The sequence below is a fragment of the Methanopyrus sp. genome (assembly GCF_053997775.1).
The window spans coordinates 81,840-104,711 of record NZ_JBMXXF010000004.1 but is presented as its reverse complement, the minus strand read 5'-3'; the positions used below and the strand labels follow the sequence as shown (position 1 = coordinate 104,711).

At 69.0% G+C, this 22,872-nt stretch carries 24 protein-coding genes; 15 read left to right on the top strand and 9 right to left on the bottom strand.

Annotated elements, in window-relative coordinates; all coding sequences use genetic code 11:
• Positions 1–17 precede the first annotated feature (17 nt).
• Positions 18–989: a hypothetical protein gene (locus ACXJJV_RS01220; RefSeq protein ID WP_456466345.1), complete on the top strand. Its 972-nt coding sequence runs from the start codon at positions 18–20 to the stop codon at positions 987–989.
• Positions 986–1,471 (top strand): class E sortase, encoded by a 486-nt coding sequence (locus ACXJJV_RS01215; protein ID WP_456466344.1) that lies wholly within the window; start codon positions 986–988, stop codon positions 1,469–1,471. The genes ACXJJV_RS01220 and ACXJJV_RS01215 overlap by 4 nt, the downstream gene beginning before the upstream one ends.
• On the opposite strand, the gene ACXJJV_RS01210 is transcribed toward ACXJJV_RS01215, so the two are convergent.
• Together ACXJJV_RS01210 and ACXJJV_RS01205 are read right to left on the bottom strand one after the other, a co-directional pair.
• Positions 1,468–3,720, bottom strand: coding sequence for a DHH family phosphoesterase (locus ACXJJV_RS01210; RefSeq protein ID WP_456466343.1), 2,253 nt, complete (start codon positions 3,718–3,720; stop codon positions 1,468–1,470). The two genes, ACXJJV_RS01215 and ACXJJV_RS01210, sit on opposite strands and share 4 nt — an antisense overlap.
• Positions 3,721–3,738: 18 nt before the next feature.
• On the bottom strand, positions 3,739–4,893 hold the full coding sequence (locus tag ACXJJV_RS01205) for a DegT/DnrJ/EryC1/StrS family aminotransferase (RefSeq protein ID WP_456466424.1): 1,155 nt from the start codon (positions 4,891–4,893) through the stop codon (positions 3,739–3,741).
• Between the two features lie 59 nt (positions 4,894–4,952).
• Between ACXJJV_RS01205 and ACXJJV_RS01200 the strand changes: the two genes are divergently transcribed.
• The 4 genes from ACXJJV_RS01200 to glyS are packed head-to-tail and all read left to right on the top strand — an operon-like array spanning position 4,953 to position 9,115.
• Positions 4,953–5,234 carry a 50S ribosomal protein L35ae gene (locus ACXJJV_RS01200; protein WP_456466342.1) on the top strand — a complete coding sequence of 94 codons (282 nt, stop codon included), beginning with the start codon at positions 4,953–4,955 and terminating at the stop codon, positions 5,232–5,234.
• A gap of 18 nt (positions 5,235–5,252) precedes the next feature.
• The gene (locus tag ACXJJV_RS01195) at positions 5,253–6,392 is read left to right on the top strand and encodes a hypothetical protein (protein ID WP_456466341.1); all 1,140 of its coding nucleotides are present in this window, start codon (positions 5,253–5,255) and stop codon (positions 6,390–6,392) included.
• Complete coding sequence (locus ACXJJV_RS01190; RefSeq protein ID WP_456466340.1) at positions 6,386–7,369, top strand: orotidine 5'-phosphate decarboxylase / HUMPS family protein; 984 nt, start codon at positions 6,386–6,388, stop codon at positions 7,367–7,369. Before ACXJJV_RS01195 ends, ACXJJV_RS01190 begins: the two co-directional genes overlap by 7 nt.
• Positions 7,370–7,426: 57 nt before the next feature.
• Positions 7,427–9,115 carry a glycine--tRNA ligase gene (gene glyS, locus ACXJJV_RS01185; RefSeq protein WP_456466423.1) on the top strand — a complete coding sequence of 563 codons (1,689 nt, stop codon included), beginning with the start codon at positions 7,427–7,429 and terminating at the stop codon, positions 9,113–9,115.
• Here the strand turns inward: glyS and ACXJJV_RS01180 are convergent.
• Positions 9,069–9,509: an SAM-dependent methyltransferase gene (locus ACXJJV_RS01180; protein ID WP_456466339.1), complete on the bottom strand. Its 441-nt coding sequence runs from the start codon at positions 9,507–9,509 to the stop codon at positions 9,069–9,071. The genes glyS and ACXJJV_RS01180 overlap by 47 nt on opposite strands.
• Before the next feature lie 27 nt (positions 9,510–9,536).
• On the opposite strand from ACXJJV_RS01180, the gene ACXJJV_RS01175 reads away from it, so the two are divergent.
• A complete protein-coding gene (locus ACXJJV_RS01175; protein ID WP_456466338.1) occupies positions 9,537–10,361 on the top strand; it encodes a methanogenesis marker 8 protein in 825 nt (274 codons plus the stop codon).
• A 4-nt stretch (positions 10,362–10,365) separates the two neighbouring features.
• A complete protein-coding gene (gene selB, locus ACXJJV_RS01170; RefSeq protein WP_456466337.1) occupies positions 10,366–11,751 on the top strand; it encodes a selenocysteine-specific translation elongation factor in 1,386 nt (461 codons plus the stop codon).
• 47 nt (positions 11,752–11,798) lie between these two features.
• Here the strand turns inward: selB and ACXJJV_RS01165 are convergent, their stop codons facing one another.
• The gene (locus ACXJJV_RS01165; RefSeq protein WP_456466336.1) at positions 11,799–12,467 is read right to left on the bottom strand and encodes an aldo-keto reductase family protein; all 669 of its coding nucleotides are present in this window, start codon (positions 12,465–12,467) and stop codon (positions 11,799–11,801) included.
• Between the two features lie 104 nt (positions 12,468–12,571).
• On the opposite strand from ACXJJV_RS01165, the gene ACXJJV_RS01160 reads away from it, so the two are divergent.
• Positions 12,572–15,142 carry a tRNA(Met) cytidine acetyltransferase TmcA gene (locus tag ACXJJV_RS01160; protein ID WP_456466335.1) on the top strand — a complete coding sequence of 857 codons (2,571 nt, stop codon included), beginning with the start codon at positions 12,572–12,574 and terminating at the stop codon, positions 15,140–15,142.
• On the opposite strand, the gene ACXJJV_RS01155 is transcribed toward ACXJJV_RS01160, so the two are convergent.
• Entirely contained in the window at positions 15,114–15,632 is a 519-nt protein-coding gene (locus ACXJJV_RS01155; RefSeq protein WP_456466334.1) for a hypothetical protein, read from the bottom strand. The genes ACXJJV_RS01160 and ACXJJV_RS01155 overlap by 29 nt on opposite strands.
• A gap of 20 nt (positions 15,633–15,652) precedes the next feature.
• Here ACXJJV_RS01155 and ACXJJV_RS01150 point away from each other — a divergent pair, with 20 nt between their 5' ends.
• Positions 15,653–16,363 (top strand): PP-loop family protein, encoded by a 711-nt coding sequence (locus tag ACXJJV_RS01150; protein ID WP_456466333.1) that lies wholly within the window; start codon positions 15,653–15,655, stop codon positions 16,361–16,363.
• Positions 16,364–16,436: 73 nt separating this feature from the next.
• The gene (locus ACXJJV_RS01145) at positions 16,437–17,198 is read left to right on the top strand and encodes a sulfite exporter TauE/SafE family protein (RefSeq protein ID WP_456466332.1); all 762 of its coding nucleotides are present in this window, start codon (positions 16,437–16,439) and stop codon (positions 17,196–17,198) included.
• Here the strand turns inward: ACXJJV_RS01145 and ACXJJV_RS01140 are convergent.
• Positions 17,185–17,667: a universal stress protein gene (locus ACXJJV_RS01140; protein ID WP_456466331.1), complete on the bottom strand. Its 483-nt coding sequence runs from the start codon at positions 17,665–17,667 to the stop codon at positions 17,185–17,187. The genes ACXJJV_RS01145 and ACXJJV_RS01140 overlap by 14 nt on opposite strands.
• Positions 17,668–17,732: 65 nt before the next feature.
• On the opposite strand from ACXJJV_RS01140, the gene ACXJJV_RS01135 reads away from it, so the two are divergent.
• The gene (locus tag ACXJJV_RS01135) at positions 17,733–18,545 is read left to right on the top strand and encodes a sulfite exporter TauE/SafE family protein (protein WP_456466330.1); all 813 of its coding nucleotides are present in this window, start codon (positions 17,733–17,735) and stop codon (positions 18,543–18,545) included.
• Positions 18,546–18,599: 54 nt separating this feature from the next.
• The gene (locus ACXJJV_RS01130) at positions 18,600–19,394 is read left to right on the top strand and encodes a sulfite exporter TauE/SafE family protein (protein ID WP_456466329.1); all 795 of its coding nucleotides are present in this window, start codon (positions 18,600–18,602) and stop codon (positions 19,392–19,394) included.
• Here ACXJJV_RS01130 and ACXJJV_RS01125 read toward each other — a convergent pair.
• From ACXJJV_RS01125 to ACXJJV_RS01115, 3 genes are read right to left on the bottom strand one after another with little or no spacing between them, the layout of a single operon-like run.
• The gene (locus ACXJJV_RS01125) at positions 19,391–20,065 is read right to left on the bottom strand and encodes a DUF166 family protein (RefSeq protein ID WP_456466328.1); all 675 of its coding nucleotides are present in this window, start codon (positions 20,063–20,065) and stop codon (positions 19,391–19,393) included. The genes ACXJJV_RS01130 and ACXJJV_RS01125 overlap by 4 nt on opposite strands.
• Positions 20,066–20,081: 16 nt before the next feature.
• Positions 20,082–20,828: a TraB domain-containing protein gene (locus ACXJJV_RS01120; RefSeq protein WP_456466327.1), complete on the bottom strand. Its 747-nt coding sequence runs from the start codon at positions 20,826–20,828 to the stop codon at positions 20,082–20,084.
• Complete coding sequence (locus tag ACXJJV_RS01115) at positions 20,829–21,491, bottom strand: 2-phosphosulfolactate phosphatase (protein ID WP_456466326.1); 663 nt, start codon at positions 21,489–21,491, stop codon at positions 20,829–20,831.
• Positions 21,492–21,520: 29 nt separating this feature from the next.
• Between ACXJJV_RS01115 and ACXJJV_RS01110 the strand changes: the two genes are divergently transcribed.
• A complete protein-coding gene (locus tag ACXJJV_RS01110; protein WP_456466422.1) occupies positions 21,521–22,285 on the top strand; it encodes a putative RNA uridine N3 methyltransferase in 765 nt (254 codons plus the stop codon).
• A 158-nt stretch (positions 22,286–22,443) separates the two neighbouring features.
• Positions 22,444–22,821, top strand: a complete 378-nt coding sequence (locus tag ACXJJV_RS01105) for a BlaI/MecI/CopY family transcriptional regulator (protein ID WP_456466325.1) — start codon at positions 22,444–22,446, stop codon at positions 22,819–22,821.
• Positions 22,822–22,872: the final 51 nt, after the last annotated feature.

Below are 22,872 nucleotides of genomic sequence, written 5' to 3'. Positions count from 1 at the left end.
CTACGGGGGAATTGAAGTTGCGACGCCTGGGATCGATCGTGCCGGCGCTGGTGGTCAGCGTGGCGGTCCTAGCCGGGGTCTGGGTGGCGGAGGAGTCGGGACAGGTGAAGCTCGGCCAGATGCCCACCGGGGCCCCCGCCGCTGGGGCTCAGGCGGCCGGTAGCGCGGCCTCCGGGGCCGTGAGGGCCACCGCCGGAGCGGCCCAGTCCGTGGGAGCGGGAGGGGCCGGTGCCGGCGGTGGTGACCCGTTCGTGGTCAGCGAGGCGATCATCAGGGTTCAGGCGGTTGGCAAGGGGGCCAAGAAGGTCAGCAAGGTCGAGGAGATACCCAACTCCAAGGTACGGGAGTGCAAGGTGTCGGGTGATCGGGCGGAGGCGGTCATCGAGGCGCACGATGTTCCCATCAGCGGGCTGCCGGTGAACGTGAACCCGGGATGGCCGTTCAACATGAGCGACTGCCGGTACGAGAGGATCGAGGTCACGTTCAAGCTTAAGGCCAACACGGACAGCGCCGAGGAAACGGACTTCGCGGGGCTCATCGCGCTGAGTGATGGTCGGGTGACGTCGGCCGACCCGCGCCCGGACCGCACGGAGGACGGGACCGCGATCTGGAGGGTAGCCATCCGGGACGGCAAGTTCGTCATCAACGGTCGTGAGGACGGGGAGTTCCCGCGGTTCCGGTACGTGCTGGAGTACGGTCGGGGCGCCGGGACCGGTGGGGTAGGTGGAACCGGTGGTGCCACCGGTGGAGGTCAGGCCGGTGGGGGAGCCGGGGTCGGTGGCCCGGGAGCCGGGGGCGGCGCGGGTGCCCCCGGACCGGGGGCCGGTGCCGGCGGTGGCGCCGGCGGGGTCAAGATGGTAAGGGAGGGTGCCGGTGCCGGGATGCCGGTGGGCAAGTACCGGACCGGTGAGTCGCTGTTCCTAATCACGGCGGCCGTCATCGGGGTGTTGGTGGGAGCGTACTTGGTGTACAGGGGCCTCCGGCGGTGAGGCTCCGGTACCTGGTCCCGGGGCTGCTGCTTCTGGCCCCATCCACCGTTTATTTGGGCCAGCTGGCGGCGAGGGAGCTGGCGTATCGGCTGTACCACGGTTCCGTGTCCGTGCCCGGGTGTGAGCTGGTTATCCCGAAGCTGAATCTTCGGGAGCCGATCAACGCGATTTCTCCGGACTATGGGGTGTACTACGACCCGGAGACGCCGGAGCCCGGGGAGCGCGGGATCACGATCCTGTACGGGCACCGGACGCTGTTCGGATCCCCGTTCAGACGGTTGAACGAGCTGAAGCGGGGCGACGAGGTGATCGTGTACTGGTTCGGGCGGAGGTACGTGTACCGGGTGTACGGGAAGGAGGTGGTGAGCCCGAGCGCGCGGGTGGACCCGTACGGGGTGGACCGGGACGAGCTCTGGCTGGTTACGTGCGCTCCCTTGTGGTCGTCGAGCGAGCGGTTGGTGGTGAAGTGCGCCCGGTGTTAGGCGGCGTCGCGTAGGATCTTGCGGACGAGGCGCTCGAGGACCTTGTTCCGGTGGGCCTCGGCGAAGGAGATGGAGCCGGCGGTCTCGTGGCCTCCCCCATCGATGGCGGCCTCCGGGAGCTCCTCCCGCAGCTCCTCGACGATCTCGTTGAGGTTGATACCCAGGTTCTCGGTGGCGCGGATCACGGCGAAGTCGGGTCCGTACGCGATGGTGACGACCTTGGCGTCCTCACCCTCTTCCTCCACCTTGAGGTCGTGGACGAGGCCGCAGGTCTTGCCGGGACCCGGGTACTCGAACTTGCGGGCGTAGCGCTCGACGTCCACCGTGACGACCTTGATACCGTTGGACTCGTACTCCTTCACGCCGGAGAGGGCGGCCTGGAGCTGTCGCTCGCAGGCGCGCTTGTGCTGCTCGTACAGGTTCTCAACGAGCCGGCGGTGTCGGACGTCGTTCCCGGTCGTGCCGAGGACGTCGTTCATGAGGTGACGACCCGGGGTGTGGCGGAGCTGGAAGGCCTGGTAGTCCACGCTGGCGGCGATCTTCTGCAGCCATTCGCGGTCGTATCCGGACTCCTCCGCGATCTCCAGGTACTGTTCGGCCTCCTTGGACTCGGCGTGGTCGCCGACGCAGGCGACGGCGGGCAGGTGGCGGATGCGGTCCTCGACGTCCGGGTTGATGAGCCGGGCGATCTCGGTGGCGAGGACGCCGGCCGGGATGTTCTTGCCGTCCCCGTCCGCGGCGTAGGGGTTGACGTGCACGTCCACGTGGTCGTCGATGGGGAACTTTCGCAGCCCGTCCGCGCTCTCGCCGGTGGGTTCGCCGGGGTAGTGGTGGTCGATGACGATCACGTCGACCCCGTAGGAGCGCATCTCCTCGATGGCCGGGACGTCCTCCTCCGTGCAGCCGATGTCCAGGAGGATGAGGAGCGGGACCTGGTGGCCGTAGCGGTGGACGTCCTCGAGCGCGTGATTGAGGTCCCGGGACGCGTCCTCCATCGTGTAGATGGGGGCCTTGTTCGGGAAGCGCTTGTAGAAGTGGTACTCCGCCTCGGGGTCGGGGTTGTTCTCGCGGAGGATGGGCAGGATGGCCTCCTCGAGGGCGATGCCCCCGGAGATCCCGTCGGCGTCGGCGTGGTGTCGGATCAGGATGGGGCGACCCTCGAGCACGGCCCGCTTGATCATCCTAGCGGCCTCGCGCATCCGCGGCCAGAGCCGCTCCAGGACCTCGCTCTCGACCATCGGGGTGAGGTCCTCGGGCGGCTCGGCCTCGCGCTCGAGGGCCTCGTCGATCGCTCGCTTGATCTTCACCTTCTCCGTGCCGATGAGCTTCTCCATGTCCAGGATCTCAACCTGCAGCTGGCCGTCGTGGGTGGTGACCTCGCCGACCACCCGCACGTAGTCGCCCGCCTCGATGTCCGGGTAGGCCCGGATGCCCGGTCCCTCGAAGGCGGCCATCCAGATGCTGCCGGTCTCGTCGCGGAGGGTGAAGACGGTGGGGCCGGGCGTCTGCTGGACGTGAATGATCTTGCCCTTGAGCAGGACGGTTTCGCCGACCTTGGACTCGTCGATGTCGCGCACGTACGTGCGCTCGAGGTCCTTCTCCACGACCTCCTCCTCGTACTTCTCGGGCCGCGGGTCGATCCCCTCGATCGTGAAGTCGATCTCGCCCTCCTCGGGCCGCACGTCGATGGCCTTCACGACGACCTCCTGGTCGATGGAGAAGTCCTGCGGCTCCTTGTCGCCCATGTCGCGCTTGTGTAGGAGCCCGAGGGTGCGGTCGTTCAGCTGGATGAACACTCCGTACTTCTCCACGCGGGCGACGCGGCCCTTGTACAGCTCGCCCACCTCGACGTCCTCGTACCCGCAGGCGGGGGACAGGACCTTGACCTTGGGACGCTTCTTCCGGCGGATCTCCTTGATCTTCTCCCGGCACTCCTCGCACAGGTCCTCCTCGGCGTTCGGGTCCAGCTCCTTGCCGCACTCCCGGCAGACGACGATGTGGCCGGTGCCCCCGCACCGGTCGCACTCCTCGTAGACCGGGATCACGCCCTTACCCTGGCACTTGGGGCACGGAACCTCGCGGGACCCGGCCAGGTCGTACCCTTCGATCGCGTGCTGGGAGGCGCCCTTGAAGTGCTCGCTGATGTCCACGTCCTCCACGTAGCCGGTGCCCTGGCACTCGGGGCACTCGCGCTCTCCGGCCTTGATCTTACCCTTCCCATCGCACTTCGGGCACTTCTTCCTCGGCAAGGAAGGTTCCCCTGAGGATCATGAGGAGTAGGCGGTGACGACCTTCTCGACGGCCCGGACCACGTCCTCGAGGTCCTCGCGGGAGAGCCCGGGGTGCACGGGGATCGACAGGACGGTACGGGCCGCGAGCTCGGAGTTGGGGAGGCTCGCGGTGTGATACCCGCGCTTGAGGTACACGGGCTGCCGGTGGAGGGGCTTGGGGTAGTGGACGGCGCAGTCGACGCCCTCCGCCCGGAGGGCCTCCGCGAACTCGTCCCGGGTGCACTCGAGCGCGTCCGGGTCGAGGCGGATGGTGAACTGGTGGTAAACGTGTTTTGCCCAGGACCGCTCGCGGGGGAGCCGGATCTCGGGCTCTAGGTCGCTCAGCTCCCGGATGTAGAACCGGGCGTTCTCCCGGCGGCGCCGGTTGAGCTCGTCCAGCCGTTTGAGCTGCTCCAGCCCGATCGCCGCGGCGATGTCGGTCATCCGGTAGTTGTAGCCCAGCTCCACGTGATCGTACCGCTCGCGCTCCCCGTGGGAGCGGAGCATCGCGGCGGCCTCCGCCAGGTCCTCATCGTCCGTCGTGATCGCGCCGCCCTCGCCCGTGGTCATGTTCTTCGTCGGGTAGAAGCTGAAGCAACCCGCGTCGCCCAGGGCGCCGACCCGGTCCCCGCGGTACTCGGCCCCGTGCGCCTGGGCCGCGTCCTCGATCACGAGGAGGTCGTACTCCTCCGCGAGCTCGAGGATGGGTCGCATGTCGGCCGGGTGACCGTACAGGTGCACGGGGATCACGGCGACGCGGCGCGGGGTGAGCCGGCGTTCCCGCTCCAGGCTCCGGAGGAGCTCCTCCAGGGAGGCGGGGTCCAGGCAGTACGTCTCCAGGTCGATGTCGACGAACGCGACCTCGGCCCCGGCGTGCAGGGCGACGTTGGCCGTCGCGATAAACGTAAAAGACGGCACGATCACGAGGTCGCCCGCGCCGATTCCGGCCGCTTCCAGCGCCAGCTGAAGGGCGGTCGTGCCCGAGCTCGTGGCCACGCAGTGCTCCGTCCCCACGTACTCGGCGAAGCGCCGCTCGAACTCCTCCACGCGCGGTCCCTGCGCCAGCTGCCCGGAGCGAAGCACCTCCTCCACGGCCCGGATCTCCTCGTCGCCGATCACCGGCTGCGCGATCGGGATACGCTCCTCCCGCACCGGCTCACCGCCCTCGATGGCCAGCCTGGACAACCCGCGGCCCCCTGGGGGTTGGCCCGATGTCGGAGGTGAAGGTGAAGCGCGGCGTGATCGTGAACTACCGAATGGGCAGGCACACGCAGGACCCCCGTCAGTGCATAATAGAGTTTCAGGGTGTGGACAGCAAGTCCGAGGCGGCGCGGCTGATCGGCAAGGAGGTGGTCTGGAGGCACCCGGAGACGGGCACGGAGATCCGGGGCAAGATCGTGGACACGCACGGGAACAACGGGGCCGTGCGGGCCCGGTTCGAGCGCGGCCTGCCGGGCCAGGCCCTCGGGACCGAGGTGGAGCTGCGCGACTAGGGCGTCACGGGGCCGGCGATGAAGGTCGAGACGGTCAGGGAGGGCCGGACGCTACTCAAGGTGCCCCGAGTCCGCGGTCAGCCCTCCTCCCGCGATCCCGTGTTCTACAACCCGCGCATGCGCCTCAGCCGGGACCTCACGGTGGCCTCGGTCGGTCCCGCCAACCCGCGCCTCGTGTGCGACCCGCTCGCGGGCGTGGGGGCCCGCGGCCTCCGGATCGCGGTGGAGCTCGACCCGGACACGGTCGTGCTCAACGACATCAACGAGCGGGCCGTGGAGCTGATCGAGGAGAACGTCCGGCTGAACGGCGTCGAGGACGTCTGCCGGGTCGAGAACCGGGACGCGAACGCGCTGATGTGCGAGGACGAGCTGGCCGGCGCGTTCGACTACGTGGACCTGGACCCGTTCGGCCCGCCCGTTCCCTTCCTCGACGCGGCCGTTCGCACCCTGCGGAACCGGGGCCTGATCGGGGTCTCCGCGACGGACGTCTCCGCCCTCGCGGGTCGCTACCCGCGGGCGGCGCGCCGTAAGTACTGGGTGGAGGTGGAGCGGGTCGAGTTCTACCAGGAGGTGGCCATCCGGGCCCTGCTCTCGTACGTGGTGAGGACGTGCGCGAAGTACGACCTGGCGTTCGAGCCCCTCGTCGCGTTCTTCCAGCGTCATCACGTGCGCGTGGTGGGCCGGGTGCGGCGCGGGGCGAGGCGCGCGGACAGGGCGCTGAGGCGGCTGGGGCACGTGGGGCACTGCCGGAAGTGCGGGTTCACGGCCGTGGTCGAGCCGGGCGAGGACGAGTGCCCGGAGTGCGGGGAGGGGCTCACCGTCCTGGGCCCGCTCTGGTTGGAGGACTTCGTCGATCGCGCGTGGGCCCGCCGGGCGGCGGAGGTGGCGGGGCGCCTGGGGCTCGAGCGGGCTCGTGAGCTGCTGGAGCGGTTGGCCGAGGAGGTAGGGCTGCTTCCCTGGAGCTACGACGTGCACCGGTGGGCGTCGCGGTTGGGACTGCCCCGGGTCCCGCGGCTGAAAGATGTATTGAAGGGGCTGCGGGAGAGGGGGCGTCGGGCCCTGAGGCCGCACTACTCCCGGCGGTCCGTGGTCAAGACGGACGCCGATCCGGGGGAGTTCCGCGAGGTGCTGCGCGAGCTGGGGGAGGGAGCATGCTGACGCAGGTCGCCCTGGACGTGACCTCGCTCTCCCGGGCGATCGAGCTGGCGGAGGCGTGCGCCGAGGCCGGCATTCACCTCCTCGAGGCCGGCACCCCGCTTATCAAGTCCTGCGGCGTCCGGGCGGTGGAGGCCCTCGTCGAGCGCTTCCCGGAGCGTCCGGTGGTGGCGGACACGAAGACGATGGACACGGGGGCGCTGGAGGCGGAGCTGGTGGCGTCCCGGGGCGCCGGGCTCGGGTGCGTGCTGGGGGCGGCCCCGGAGGAGACGATCGAGTCGTTCGTGACCCGGGCGCACGAGCTGGGCATGGGGGCGCTGGTGGACACGATCGGTGCGGAGCCGGGCGACGTGCTGAGGAAGGTGGACGGCCTGTCGGACGGGCCGGATTACCTGCTGATTCACGCGGCCATCGACGAGTCCGTCACGGGCGAGCAGCTGCTGGAGCGGGCCGGGGTGGGCGAGTGTCCGTACCGGACGGCCGTGGCCGGGGGGCTCACGCCCGAGAAGGTGGAGGGGTTGGACGGCGTCGACGCGGTCATCGTGGGCGGGTACATCACGTCGTCCGAGGACCCGGGGCGCGCCGCCGAGGAGGTGCTGGAGGCGGCGGGCGCCGAGCCGTACGGGTTCCGACCGGACGAGCGGCAGCGCGAGGTCCTGTTGGGCCTTCGGCGGCGGGCGCGCGTGGGGATCGTGATGCGAGACCCGGACCGGGTGGCCGAGGTGCTCCGCGCGGCGGTGCGGTCGCTTCGGTGGGTCCGGCGGGGGGCGGACGTTGGCGCGGTGGGGGACGACGACCTGGAGCTCCTTCCGGAGGACGTGAACGGTGAGGGCCGGGACCTGCTGATCGTCGTGGGCGCCGAGGAGTTTGAGGGTGAGGAGCTGGAGCGGCTGGCGCGCGACGGTCGGCGGGTCGTGCTGGTCTCCGAGGAGCACGTGCTGAAGGTCTACGGGGTGGCGGAGGCGGTGTACGAGGTGTAGGGGGAGCCGGGGTTGAGCGAGGAAAGGCGGGAGGACCGGGACCTGTACGAGCGGGTGATGGAGGTCTCCCGCCGGCGCGGGTTCCTGCTGCCTTCCTGCCGCATCTACGGTGGGGCCCGGGGTTTCTACGACTACGGCCCGCTGGGCGCGCTGCTCAAGCGGAAGATCGAGGAGAAGTGGCGCGAGTACTACGTGTACCGCGAGGGGTTCATGGAGATCGAGGCCCCCACGCTGCTCATCGGAGAGGTGTTCGAGGCCTCGGGCCACGTGGATCACTTCATCGACCCGATGACGTACTGCCGGGAGTGCGGGGAGTTCTTCCGGGCGGATCACCTGGTGGAGGAGGAGCTGGGGATCGACGCGGAGGGCCTTTCGATCGAGGAGCTGGAGCGGCTGATCCGGGAGCACGACCTGCGGTGCCCGGAGTGCGGCGGCGAGCTGGGTGAGGTGACGGAGTTCAACCTGATGTTCCGTACGAACATCGGGCCGAAGGAGGGTCGGGACGGGTACCTGAGGCCCGAGACGGCGCAGGCCATCTTTATCCAGTTCAAGGACCTGTACCGGTGGGCCCGGCAGAGGCTGCCGTTCGGCGTCGTGCAGATCGGCCGGGCGTACCGGAACGAGATCAGCCCGCGTCAGGGCGTGATTCGGCTTCGCGAGTTCACGCAGGCCGAGGCGGAGGTGTTCCTGGACCCGGAGGACAAGCGCTACCCGGGTCGGTGGGATTACGAGCGGGAGCGGCTGCTGTTCTACCCGATCGAGGAGCAGCGGAAGGACGACGGCGAGATGCTCGAGATGCGCGTGGAGGAGGCGGTCGAGGAGGGCCTCGTCAGCCAGCCCATCGGCTACTTCCTGGGCCTCACGAAGCGGATGCTGGTGGAGATGGGGATCGACGAGGGCGCGATCCGCGCGCGGCAGCACCTGCCGGAGGAGCGGGCGCACTACGCCCGGGACTGTTGGGACGTTGAGGTGAGGCTGGACCGGTTCGGGTGGGTGGAGGTCGTCGGCATCGCGGACCGGACGGACTACGACCTGCGGCGCCACTCGGAGCACAGTGGGGAGGATCTCCGGGCGTTCGAGGAGCTGGACGAGCCCCGGATCGTCTACCGACCGGAGCCGATCATGGAGAAACTGGGCCCGAAGTTCAAGTCGGACGCCCCGAAGATCGCGGAGGAGCTGAGGAGGATCAAGGCGGAGTCGAAGGAGGAGCTGGAGGGCGGCCTGACGGTCGAGGTGGACGGTGAGGAGGTCGAGGTGCCGCCGGACTGTTACGAGATCGTGGAGGAGAAGGTCACCGGGCGCCGGTTCTACCCGCACGTGGTCGAACCCTCGTACGGGATCGACCGAATCCTGTACTGCGTGCTCGAGCACAACTTCGACCCGGAGGAGGGGATGTTCCGCTTCCCCGCCTGGCTGGCGCCGATCGAGGTGGGCGTGTTCCCGCTGCTCAAGCGGGACGACATGGTGAGGTACGCGAGGCGGATCGCGCGGGAGCTGCGCGAGGAAGGGTTCACGGTGGAGTACGATGACTCGGGCTCCATCGGGCGCCGGTACGCCCGCGCCGACGAGATCGGCGTCCCGTACTGCGTGACCGTCGACCACGACACGCTCGAGGAGGACACGGTGACGGTTCGGGACCGGGACACGACCGAGCAGGTTCGGGTGCCCGTGGACGAGCTGCCGGAGATCCTACGCGGGCTCATCGACGGCGAGATCGAGTTCGAGGAGGCCGGCGAGCCCGTTTGAACCACTCCGGCACGCGGACGTCGCCCTCCGGCTCGTCGTAGCCCGGCAGGTACGGCTTCAGGTCGATCACCGGGGAGCCCTCGCGGGCGTCGAGCCCCTCCACCCTCACCCGACCGCGCCCCGGGTCCACGTCGAGGAGCCGGCAGAGCGTGAGGAGGACGGGGTTGGGTCGGTCGGGACTGCGGCTGGCGAACACGCCCACGATCGTAGGCGCCCGGCCGTGTAAGGGTCGCACCCGGCGCACCGATCGGTCGGACTCGTGACCCCACCAAAGCACCCAGGCGTGGGAGAAGTCCTCGAGCCCCTCCAGGCACCGTCGGTACTCCCTGTAGATCGTCAAGGTGGCCCGCTCGTCCCCCGCCTCGGAGACCTCGCCCACCGGGCGCAGCCTCACCCGGGTCCCCCCGGGGCGTGATCGTCGGTGGCGCGGTACGCCCACGTGATGGAGTGCCTGGGACGGGTGCCGGTGCGAGTCGTGTGGGAGGATGGCGAGGTTCGGGCCGAGGCCCGCGGGGAGCCGATCATCGAGGAGTGCCCGCTGATGAGGTCCCGGGAGGGGTTCGAGCGGCTGACCCCGGAGGCCGCGGAGCGGCACGTTCTGCGCAAGGCACGGGAGCTGGGGATGTTCACGCCGGAGCGTCGGCTGAGGTCCTGCCGGCGGTACACCCCGTTCGGCGTTTCGGAGACGCTCATGGTGTGCCTTCGTTACGGGCTGGTCAACGCGGCGGTGGTGGTGTCGGACTGCTTGGGTACCGTGGTGACGGACCGCCCGTCCGTGGTGCAAGGGATCGGGGGCGAGGTCTCGGGGATCGTGGAGACGGACCCGATCCCGGAGGTGGTGGAGCGGGCGGAACGGCTCGGGTGCACGGTGCTGGAGCGGATCGACCAGGTGGAGGGCGTGGAGACGGCCCTCGAGGAGTTCGAGCCGCCGGTGGCCGTGACGGTGGTGGACCCGGACGAGGCCGTGCGGATCCGGGAGGGGTTCGGCCGGGACGTGCTCATCGCGGCCGTGCACACCTCGGGGCTCGACGAGCGTGGGGCGGACCGGCTGGTTCGCGCGTGCGACATCGTCACGGGGTGCCCGTCCGAGGCCGTTAAGGGGGCGTGCGAGCGGGCCTACCTGGTGAAGTCGGGGCGCAGCATCCCGGTGTACGGCGTGACCCCGATGGGCGCGGAGGCGTTGCTGCTCAACGCCCGGGAGCTCTCCGGTGAGGAGCCCGTGCGCATCCTGAGGGGTAGGGGGTGAGGGGATGCCGGAGATGGTTCACGTGGGGCTGTTCGGCCACATCGACCACGGGAAGACGGCGCTGGCCGCGCAGCTCACGGAGAAGGCCTCGACCGCGGCGCTCGACAAGCACCCGGAGGAGCGGGAGCGGGGGATCACGATCGACCTGGGCTTCTCCTCGTTCCGGCTGGGCGATTACGAGGTCACGCTGGTGGACGCCCCGGGGCACGCGGACCTGATCCGGACGGTCGTGGCGGGCGCGGAGATCATCGACGCGGCCATCCTGGTCGTGGCGGCGGACGAGGGGCCGCAGGTGCAGACGGGCGAGCACCTGGTCGTCCTCGATTACCTCGGGGTGGATCGGGGCGTCGTGGCGCTCAACAAGGTCGACCTGGTCGACGAGAGCACGGTGGAGCGGCGCGTTGAGGAGGTCCGGAGCGTCCTGCGGGGCACCTGCCTGGAGGACGCCCCGATCGTCCCGGTCTCGGCGAAGACGGGGGAGGGGATCGACGAGCTGCGCGAGGCGCTGCTGGAGGTGCTGGAGCCCCCGGAGCGGGACGTGGACGCGCCGTTCCGGATGCCGATCGACCACGCGTTCCACGTGAAGGGGGCGGGCACGGTCGTCACGGGGACGATCCTGTCCGGGGAGGTGGAGGTGGGGGACGAGGTGGTCCTGTACCCCTCGGGCAAGGTGGTGGAGGTGAAGTCGATTCAGTGCTTCGGCCGGGATCTAGACGCCGCCCGGGCCGGTGATCGGGTGGGGATGGCGCTGCGCGGGGTGAGGGAGGAGGAGATCGAGCGGGGCCATCAGCTGGCGGAGTCGGACTCCCTGAAGGTGACGCGCGACCTGGATCTGGAGGGCGTGGAGGTGCACCCGCTGTTCCCGCAGTCGCTCGGGACCCGGACCATGGTGCACGTGCACGTCGGTCTGCGCTCGGTTCCGGGGTACGTGGTCCCGCACGAGGACGGGTTCCTGCGGGAGGAGCTGCGGCCCGGCGAGTCTGGAGAGCTGTACGTGCGGCTCAATGAGCCGGTGGCGGTGCGGGAGGGCGACCCGGTCGTGCTCGTGAAGATGGACCTTCCCCCCACGAAGCTGCGGATCGCGGGCGCGGGCCGGGTGTCGGGCACGGAGCGGCGGGAGACGTTCAAGCGCGTGTCCGAGCGGCGGGGTCGGGTTACGAACCCGGACCACATGGGGAAGGGGCTGGCGGTGGTGGACGGGCTGGCGTTCAACAAGGAGCACGCGGAGAGGCTGGTGGGTGAGGAGGTGGAGACGGAGGGCGGGGTGAAGGGGCGGATCGTGGACACGCACGGGACGCGCGGCGCCGTCCTGGTCGAGTTCGAGGGTAAGGTCAGGACCGGCGAGCGGGTGCTGCTGCGGCGGGTGCGGGAGGTTAAGTTGGACCTCTAGTCAGCGCTGGAACGTCTCTTCACGTGGGTCCGCTCCCGAGGGGCTCATCATCCGAAGCACCGTCGGGCGATCGGTAGCGTCTCGTCCGCCTCCTCCCGGGAGGTGATCCCGACCGCGACCGCGTCGGCGTACTGGGAGGCGTACGGGAGCCCCTCCTCCGGGGGAACGGCGCCCGCGGCCAGGACCTTCTTCGCGATGACCGTTCGGTCCGTGTCCTCCAGGATCTCCTCCACCCGGCTCCGATCCCCCATGAAGGCGCCCCTTGGGTTCAGCGGCACCATGTACACGTCCACGCCGTCGCGTTCCTCCCAGGCGGGGAGGGTGGCGTCGGGTCGGTGGGTGGCGATGCCCACGGGCACCCCGAATCGGTCGCGGAGCCGGTCGAGGTCGCGGAGCACGTCGTCCGGGTCCCGGCCGTCCACCCGGCTGGCGTGCAGGAGGACGGCCCGGAGGTTCATCCCCTCGATCGTGCGCGCGTCCTCGCGGAGCGGTCCGAGGCCGACGACGGCGACAACTTCAAGGTCGTGCTCGACCCTCCGGAGCGCTCGCGCGATCACGGGGTCCGCGAGCGCCTGGACGCCGCGAACGTCGTGCCGCTCGGCGCAGTACTCCACGAGCCGCGTGATGTTGTCGGGCCGCTCGTAGAACCGCCGTCGGTACTCGAGCGCGCGAGGCCCGAATTGTCCCGCGCCCAGGAACGGCGAGGTCCCCACCATGACCCGGGGGAGCAGGGTCCTTCCCCCCGCGGGGGTCGGTAGCGCGGACCCTCCTCACCGGGCTCGGCCCGTGGTCCGTCGTCATCCCCCGGGGGTGGTGAGCGATGGGTGAGCGTGTTGAAGTGTGCTTCGATGAGGCGCTGCTGGACCACGCGGACGTGGACGAGGTGGTGCTCGACGTCGGGGAGGAGGCGCTGGCGGAGGCGCTGGCCCACCGGCACCGGCGGATGATCGTGTTCGAGGGGGACGAGCTGAAGGCGGCCGCGGCGGGCGCGGTGGCGGCCGGGGCCGCGGACGTGCTCTCGGAGGTGAGGGATCGGCCCGTGTCCGTGCTCTACGTGACGGACAGCCTGAAGGAGGGCACGTACGCGCGGGAGCGGTACGAGGAGTTTCGGGACGTGTTCGAGGGTTTCCTGGAGGAGGTGGGGGTCGACTACGAGCTCGAGGCGCTCACGTTCGGGCGCTCGAAGCGGGTGCTGGGCACGACCTGGGACATCCTGGTCATGGACCTGTCCTACGAGCTGGATCCGGACGCGATCGGTCGGCTGATCGAGACCGTGCGCGGCGGCGGGCTGGTCCTGCTCCTCACGCCCCCGTTCGAGCGGTGGCGGCGGATGTGGACGGCCTTCCACAAGAGCCTGGTCACGCCCCCGTACACCCTGGACCACGTGGGTAAGCGGTTCAACCGGCGGTTCATTCGGAAGCTGGAGGAGCACGACGGGATCTGGATCGTGAACACGGACGAGTGGGAGGCGCGGCCGGAGCCGAGGGAGGAGCCGGAGCTGGAGGTGGAGGTGAAGCGCCGGGAGGCCCCGGACGTGGAGCCACCGGAGCGCGCGATGCTGCCCGAGGAGGTCTACCGGATGTGCGCGACGGAGGATCAGTTCAAGGCGCTGACCCGGTTCGAGGAGCTGCTGCGGGCCCGGAGCAAGACGGCCCTCATTCTCACGGCCGACCGGGGCCGGGGCAAGTCCGCGCTCCTGGGGCTCGCCATCGCCGGGGCGGGGACGGTCTCGGAGGACGTGTACGACGTGGTGGTCACGGCCTCGGAGCCGGAGAACGTGGGGGTGCTCTTCGAGTTCCTACTGAAGGCGCTGGACCGGTTGGGGGTGGAGTACGAGTTCGAGGAGGACGAGGACGGGAACGTGGTCTACGTGGAGACGGACGAGTTCGTGGTCGAGTACGAGCGCCCGTCGGACGCGGCCGAGATCGAGTGCGACCTGATGGTCGTGGACGAGGCGGCCTCGATCCACGTGCCCATCCTGCACCGGATCCTGGACAACAACGACCTCGTGGTGTACTCGTCCACGATCCACGGGTACGAGGGCGCGGGACGGGGCTTCTCGGTCCGGTTCCTTCAGAGCGTGGAGCGGCGCGACGACGTGCGGCTGATCAAGTTCAAGATGCACGAGCCGATCCGGTACGACCCGGACGATCCCATCGAGCGCTGGCTGTTCGATACGCTGCTGCTCGACGCCGAGCCGGCCGAGCTGGACGAGGAGGACCTCGAGTGCGTGCGGCGCCAGCGGGTCCGGCTCGAGAAGCCGGACCTCCGGTTCTGGTTCGAGGACGAGGAGGGCGAGGAGGAGCTGCGCCAGTTCATCGGCATCTACGTGATGGCGCACTACCGGAACCGGCCCAGCGACGTGATGGTGCTGGCGGACGCGCCGCACCACGAGGCGTACGCGCTCAAGACGGAGACGGGGAAGATCGTCACGGCCCTGCAGGTGGCCCGGGAGGGGTCCATCCCGCGCGACGTGATCGTCAAGATGCGGAAGGGGTACCGGCCCCCCGGGAACGTGATCCCGGACCTCATGGTCCAGCACCACGACGCGCTCGAGTTCCCGCGGATGAAGGGGTACCGGATCGTCCGGATCGCGACCCACCCGGACGTGATGCGTCAGGGGCTGGGCTCGCGGGCGCTGGAGGAGCTAGCCAAGGTGTGCGAGGAGAAGGACTTCGACTGGATCGGCACGGGCTTCGGAGCGAACGAGGAGCTGACGCGGTTCTGGCTCAAGAACGACTTCGTGCCCGTGCACATCAGCCCGAACCGGAACCCGGTGAGCGGTGAGTACTCCGTGGCCGTGATCCGACCCATCTCGGACGAGGCGCGGGAGATCATCCAGCGGGCCAACTTCGAGTTCCGGCTCAAGCTGGTGGACTGGCTCGGGGAGACGCACCGCGACCTGGAGCCCGAGGTCGCCCGGCTCCTGCTGACCCCGATGTCACCGCACCGGTACCGGCCCGCGCTCACGGACGGCCAGCTCCGTCGGCTCAAGAAGTACGTGGACATGGTCCACACGTACGAGATCGCCGCCGACGCGATCCGGGAGCTCGTCAAGACCCACTTCCTGGACACGGAGGACCGGCTGGAGCTGTCCCGGGAGGAGGAACTCCTCCTCGTGACCAAGTGCCTCCAACGCTGGGAGTGGGAGAAAGTCGCGAACTTCCTGGACGAGGAGGTGCCCGACCTCATGCGCACGCTGCGCGACCTGATCGGCCTCCTGTACGAGGAGTACAAGGAGGAGCTGGGACGCCACTCCGCGCTGGAGGGTGTCGGCAAGGCCGTCGAGCGGCTCGCGGAGAAGGGGCACTCCGGCGAGGTCATCGTGCGGGTGGAGGAGGGCGAGCCCAAGGAGGTGGTGATCAGGCGGGAGGAGCGCTTCGAGCTCTGATGCGGAGCGTTTCCCTCCGCCCGGGCAGGGCGGCCCGGGGCTCGCGACCGAACGTCTCCGCCCACCCTTCCACGATCGCCACCCCTACCCCGCAGCACAGGGCCGCGTCCCGCGCGTGCTCGTCCGGGCACTCACCCCGCAGGGAAAGCCGCCGCTCGGCGGCCCGGGGGAACGTCTCGTAGACCCGCACGCCCCGGCGCCTCAACCGCTCGGCCAACCGCACGCCCCTCCGGAGCAGCCTCCTCATCCCCGGCAGCGTGAGCGGGAGGACGGGAGCGAACTCACGGAAGCGCTCGTCCCGGCGTCGGAAGGGGCCGTCTGATGGGGTGAGTGGGGCGTCGATCACGACCACCCGGGCCCGGGTGGCAAGCCGGAGGACGCGCTGGTCGTCCGCGGGCTCGGACCAGCACTCGATCGCCCCGCCCGACCATGTCGCGAACCCGGTGGGGTTGTCGGCCTTTGCCGCGAGGTCGATCCCGAGAACGCGCATCGAAGGACCCCGCGTCAACGGTGAGGCGGAAGGTCCGGGAGTGCCTGGAGCGGTCGGGGCATCCCCGGCCCGGCTCCCGCATCCTCGTGGCCATGTCCGGGGGTAAGGACAGCCTCGCCACGGCGTACGGGCTCTCGGCGCTGTCCGAGGAGTACGGTTGGGAGGTGGAGGGAGCCCACGTGGTGGTGCGGGTGGACGGGCGCGAGGTCGGGGCGTGGGACGTCGTTCGGGCCCAGGCCAGGAGGCTGGGGATCGAGGTCACGAGGCTGGAGCCGGAGAAGGACGTGATGAGGGCCCGGGAGGAGATGCGGGCGCGTAAGGTCTGCTACGCGTGCCGGACGCTGAGGAGGATCGAGCTGGGGAGGCTGGCGGAGGAGCGGGGGTTCGACTACATCGCGCTCGGGCACACGCTGGACGACGCGGCGGCCACGGTCCTCCTCTCGCTGCTCTCCGGGTACCGACGGATCAAGCTGCTGGGCTACGTGGGCTCGTGGCGGAGGGGCCCGCGCCTGCTCCGGCCGCTCGTTCGGTGCCCGGAGGAGGTGACGCGGGCCCTTCCCGAGCGGCTCGGGGTCAGGGTCGTGAGCACGGAGGAGGTCTGCCCGTTCGCCGGGGAGGGGTTGAGGGAGGAGGTGAGGCGGTTCCTGGACCGGGTGGAGAGGCGCATCCCGACCGTGAAGGGGAACGTTGTGGGCACCGCGTCCAGGACGCTTGAGGATCGGGGGCGATAACTTAATAAATGGGGGCTCGGCGCGGCCGGGCCGATAATCGGGTCACAGGCCGCCTAGGGGCCCTCGACGCCCGATGATAGAGGGCTTCGCGACCCTCACGTACCTGGGGATCGGAGGCCTCGTCGGGCTGATCTCCGGCCTCTTCGGCGTCGGCGGAGGGTTCCTGCTGGTACCGCTGCTCAACTCCGTCGGGATGCCCATGCACGTCGCGCTCGGAACGACGCTGCTCGCGGTGAGCTTCGGCGGCTTCACGGGCGCGTTCCGCCACTTCCAGCGGGGCAACGTTCACGTGAGCATGGCCCCGGTGTTCGGGATCAGCGCCGTCGCGGGGGCCCAGCTGGGCGGGTACCTGGCCTGTCAGGCCCCGGAGCACCTGCTGAAGCTCGTTCTGGGAGGAGCGTGCGCGGCGATGGCGCTGCGAGTGTTGACGGACGGTCGTAGGGAGAGAGACGGTGGCGAGATCCGGGACGATCCAACCACGGCCTCGCTGGCCGGGTTCAGCGTGGGCGCCTTCAGCGGGTTCACCGGGTCCGGTGGTGGCATGCTGTTCGTTCCGGTCATGTCCTCGTTCCTCAACTTCCCCACCATGCTGGCCGTGGGAACCTCCTCCGTGATCGTGCCCATCAGCGCGCTGGCCGGCGCCGCCCAGTACTGGTCCAAGGGGTACGTGAACCCGTGGGCCGCGGCGGCGATCGTGACCGGGATGCTACTATCCTCCTACGTTGGGGCCGAGCTGTCCAACCGGATGGGAGGAAGGAGGGTGAAGAGGGCGTTCTCGGTGGTGCTGGCGATCGTGGGGGCCAAGATGGTGCTCAGCGGCCTTAAGATGGTCTAGCGGTCTCGACGCTCTCCTTGATCCTCTCCTCCAGCTTCACGATCAGCACGTTCACGGGGCTGTGCCGGATGACGTTCTCCGCCACGCTGCCGATGACGGCGTGCTCCAGACCCGTTCGACCGTGAGACCCCATCACGATGAGGTTCACGTCCTCATCCTCCTCCGCCTCCCTCACGATCTCCTTCCACGGCACGCCGACGCGGATCTTCTTCTCGATCTCCACGTCCACACCCAGGTCCTCCGCGATGCGGTCGACCTCTTCCAGCGTCCTCTCCCCCTCCTTCTTCAGCTCCTCAACCACCTTCTCCCGTCGGGCGGCGAACCCGGCGACGAGGTCCACGGAGCGCTCATCCACCACGTAGAGCACCTTGACCGGGAACCCGTGATCGTGCGCGTCTAGCAGGGCCCACTTCAGGGCCGTCTCCGCCGGCTCCGACCCGTCGAAGGGCACTAGAATCTTCCTGCGCAACGGGATCCCCAGATCCTCAAAGCTCCTTGAATCATTAAAAAGATTCTGAAACGAGGGTGCCGCCGTTGATCGGGCCGACGGCCTCGACCGTGGTTGAAATGGTGGGAACGGGGCTCGCCGCGGGCTTCCTGGGCGGGCTCGTCGGCGTGGGCGGAGGGGTCCTGATCCTGCCGCTGCTGGTGTTCCTGCTGGGGTACCCGGTACCGAAGGCCATCGCCACGAACGTGTTCTCGGTCGTGTGGACGGTCACGTTCGGGGCGATGTCCCACGCCAGGATCGGCAACGTGGACCACGAGACGTCGGCCGTGGTCCTGGCCGCGGGCGCGATCGGGGCGTTGATAGGCTCCGCGATTTTCCCGCTGGTGATGCGGCACACCGGGGCGCTTCGAGCGGCCCTAGGGGCCGCGTTCCTGTTCGTCTCGATCCGGATGCTCTACGAGTGGTTGAGCAGGGTTCCGGACTCCGACGTCGACCGCGTCCCCGGGAGCGTCACCTCCAAGGTCCTCCTGGGGTTCGGTACGGGGGTGCTCACGGGCGTCCTCGGCCTGGGCGGGGGCTACGTCATGGTACCCTCGTTCGTCTACCTGATGGGGGCCCCGGTTCGGCTGGCCGTGGGCACGTCCATGATCGGCATGATCCCCATGGTGACGGTCTCCGCCTCGTACAAGATGGCTCAGGGCCTCACGGACGTCATGGGCGGCACGATCCTGGGCCTCGGGACCGCGGTCGGCGCTAGGTTCGGTGCCAGGGTCACCAGGGTGGTCAGGCCGTGGACGCTGAAGGGGATCTTCGGGGTCGTGTTCCTGTACGTGTCGCTGAGGTTCATCCTGAGCGGGATGGGGATCGTCGGCCTGGGGCGGGTTGACATCTTCAACTAACCTCGAAATATTAAAAAACTCTTGAAATCGCATGATCACCCTGGGGAGGTTGCGATGCCCGCGACGTTGACGGCGCTGAAGGTGGCTGAGCTGGTGGGTACGGGGTTCATCGCCGGGTACCTGGGTGGCATCATTGGGACCGGTGGTTGCGTGCTGATGCTGCCGATGCTCGTGTTCCTGATGAAGTACCCGGTGGCTCAGGCCATTGGTACGACCGTGCTCGCGGTGGTCTGGACGGCCACGTTCGGAGCGATTTCCCACGGGAAGCTGGGGAACATCGACTACGAGACGTCGGCCGTGGTCCTGGCCGCGGGCGCGATCGGGGCGCTGGCGGGCTCCGTGATCTTCGCCGCGATCATGGGGTACGCCAGGGTGCTGGAGTTGATCCTGGGCGCGGCCTTCCTGTACGCGGCGGTGCGGATGATCTACGAGGGGATCAAGCGGATCCCCGGGTCCGAGGCGGATCACATCCCGGGTAGCGCGAGCGCTAAGGCCGCGATCGGGTTCTTCATCGGCGTGCTCACCGGCATCCTGGGACTGGGAGGAGGATACGCGCTGGTGCCCTCGTTCATCTACCTGCTGGACGCGCCGGTGCACCTGGCCGTGGGCACGTCCATGATCAGCATGATCCCGATGGCGACGGTCTCCGCCTCGTACAAGATGGCCCAGGGCGTCACGGACGTCCTGGGCGGCACGATCCTGGGCCTCGGTACGATCGCCGGGGTGAAGTTGGGTGCCAAGACCACGGAGAAGATCGAGCCGTGGGGCATCAAGCTGATCTTCGGGGTCGTGTTCCTGTACGTGTCGCTGAAGTTCATCCTGATGGGGCTCGGGATCAAGCTGTTCTAGAGCGGGGACTCGAGGTCCTCCAGGCTGACGTCCAGCTCGATCCCGAGGGCGTCGGCCAGCGCCTTGCCGTGGTAGTACGAGGATACGTCCTTGGACTCGTACCTGCCAAGCCGGGGGGCCACGCAGTGGTGGCAGGCGGTCAGCACGAAGGTGTTCACGGCCTCCCGGCCCGCCTCCATCCCCTCCACCCGGTCGGCGGCGGCCCAGGTGGCCCCGCAGGGGGCGCCCCGGACGACCTCCACGGACTCGATGACGCCCGAGGAGACCTCGACCCGCACCTCGGGGCGGCCGAACCGCTCCAGGAGTCGGTCGACGGCGTCCACCCCGGTGTCGGGTAGCATCGAGCACGGGGTGGGGTCGGCGAAGGCGACGGCGTCGTGACGGTCCCGGATCTGGCGGCGGAGGGCGGGCTCAGGCAGTAGGGCGTAGTAGATGGGGACATCGGTCCGCTCGGCGAGGGCCAGTTGGAGGTCGGGGTGCCTCAGGTAGCACACGACCAGGTCGAACCCGGCGATTTCGGCCGGGATCAGTCGTTCCGCGGATTCTTCGTCCAGGATCACGTTCTCCGGGGGCTCGTTCACCTCTAGGAACTCGGCCTCGTGCTCGGACCGGGCGTCGATGGTGCGGGCCGCGCGCCTCCCGTACTTGGATCCCAGCACGAGGATTCTCAACCTGAGGGCCCCGAACTCAGCCCGCGGTCTCCTCTTCATGCTTTCCGCTCGCCGTGTCCTCATCATCGCCGAGCTCTCGCTCCGCCTCCCGGAGCAGGTCCAAGACCCCGTAGTGGGCCGCGCCGATCACGAGCACGGCCCGATCCACATCGCTCCGGTGCAGGTACTCGATCGTGTTCTCCGCGATCACGCGGTTCCGCTCGTCGATCAGAACTTGGGTCACGTTGGGGAACCGGCGCCGCATCCACTCGATCATCTCGCGCACGGTCCGCTCGTCCGCGACGGAGTCGGACAGCAGTCGTTGGGTCTTGGACGGTCGGAGGACCGAGCGGAGGGCGTCGAGGAGCGTCACGACCTGGAACTTGAGTCGCTCGGTGAGCGGGGCCTTGACGCGTATCCGGTGCAGGATGCCGTCCACGTCCATGTCCACGGGTACGAGCTCGGCCCCCAACTCCTGCGCGGCCTCGATCGCCCCGAGCATGTCGTCCCCGAGCTCGCTCCCGACCACGCGGCTGACGAGTCGTTCCGCCAGGGAGAGGACGCCTCCGGCGAGCCGTCCGGGGCCTCGCTTCCGCTCGCCGGCGCCGTGGAGCTCGGCCAGGAGGGTTAGGAGTCGACCCTCGCACAGCTCCAGCAGTACCGCCTCGGGCTCGAGCTCCAGGACGGTGTCGCGGACGAGCCCGCGGTCCAGGCCCGCGTGCGCGGTGCGGAGCACGTGGAGCTCGGTGCCCAGGAGGCGGAAGGTGTCGAGGCGCGGTCGCAACTACCCGGGCACCACCATCCCGTCCTCGAAGACCGGTACGACGTCGAACTCGTCCACCCTCGCGCAGAAGTCCACGTCTCGATCCTTGCCGTGCAGCTCCAGCACGTGGCTCGTGCGGGAGCTGCGGAACACGTCCAGGGGTCGAAACGTTTTGGACAGTTCGATGAGGGTGCGGGTGCGCCGGTCGGCGGGCTCGCCCCGGGAGAGGCGGGCGATGTACCCGGCGGTGAACGCGTCCTCGATGGCCATCCTTCCCCGGTGACCCGCCTCCACGATGCACGTGTCGCGGTCCAGCTCGGCGGCGACGGCGCTGGCGTTGAGGAGGGCGCCGACGAGCACCCGCTCGCAGGCCTCGGCGGTGCGCAGGATCGCCTCGGTCCCGTTGGTCGTGACCATGTACACGGTCTCGCCCTCGATGCCCTCCGGGTTCCTCAGCAGCTCGGTGGGGGAGTTCCCGTAGTCGGCGATGTCGAGCTTTTTCCCGTGACGCTCACCGATCGTGGGGCCGTCCGCGTCCCGGAGCTCCCGTGGGCTGGTTAGGGGCACGATGGCCTCGGCGCCGAGGGCGAGGGCGGTGACGATCGTGGAGCTGGCCCGCAGCGCGTCCACGACGACGCCCACCGGGTACCCCTCGTCCGGGTCCATGGTCGCGAGAACCCGCACGGTGGGACCCCCGGGGGAGGGTTCCTTTGGTGGCCGTGGCCCTGCCCTGGAGCCTGTTCTCGGAGGAGCGGGATCCGAAGATCTACGCGTACCGGGTGGGACTGCTGGGGCGGGCCTTGGCGATCTATCGGGTGGAGGAGGTGTTACTTTACGGCGATGGCGTCGGACGGAGGCGCAACGCCGAGCGACTGAAGAAGCTTCTGGAGTACCTGGAGTGCCCGCAGTACCTGAGGAAGCGGGTGTTCCGGCTCGACCGGGACCTGCGGTACGCGGGCGTGATGCCGCCGCTGCGCGCCCCGCACCACAAGCGGCACCCGCCCAGGGAGGGGGAGGTGCGGGAGGGGTACGTGGTGCGAAGGTCGCGGGAGGGGTGCCTGGTGGACGTGGGGGCGGAGGAGCTGGCGGTCTCGCGCGAGCGGTTACGACCGAGGCGGAGGGTGACGGTGCGGGTCGTGTCGGAGGACCCGCTGATCGTCGAGCCCGCCGAGCCGGACGAGTACTGGGGGTTCCGCGTGCGGATCGTGGACTCGCTGGATCGGGTGCTGGAGCGGTTCGATCGGGGCGTCGTGATCGCCTCCCGGTACGGTGAGGACGTCAGGGAGGTGGAGTTCCGGGAGTCCCCCCGGTGCCTGGTGTTCGGGTCCAGTCGCGTGGGGGTGCTGGACGTCAAGCCCGACGTGAAGGAGAGGTTCCTTACGGTTAATTTCATACCCGATCAAGGTGTGGAGGTGGTGAGGACTGAGGAGGCCGTGCACGCGGCGTTGGCCGTGCTGAATTACCTGGACTTGCTGTAAGCCTCGGCCGGCTCTCCCACATCATGTTCGGGGTATCAGCCGGGGATTACCTCGTCATCGGCTGAGGTTTCGTCATCGACGCGGCTTCCTTACGACAACATATTTATTGATCTCCCGGTGGGTTGCTTAAAGGGAGGTTCAAAGAGGGGGATGAGGTGATGGTGGAGATGCCGGAAGAATTTGAAAGTGACATAGAGGAGGTCAAGCGGAGGCTTCGGGAGGGGAAGTTAACCAACTTGGGAGCGGCCCTGGCGGTCGTGCTGCTGGCGAGCCTTAAGGGTCAGTGGATCAACGTGGATGAGATCGTGAAGGTGCTGCGGGAGCTCGGGTACGATGTGAAAACGAACAGCATCAGGAGCGCCCTGTACAAGGTTCGGCAGGAGGGGCTGCTGAAGTCCAAGCGGCTGGGCCGGAAGACCGCGTACTTCATTCCGGTGGAGGAGGAAGAGGTGCTGGGAGCGATCCTGCGTCGGATCACCGGGGAGGAGATCAGGGAGAAGATCGTGGAGGAGCTGCTTAAGGAGATCCGGGAGTGAGCGCTCCGCCCTCCCCTCCGTATGGTTTCGATCCTCGAAACGATGGGGTGA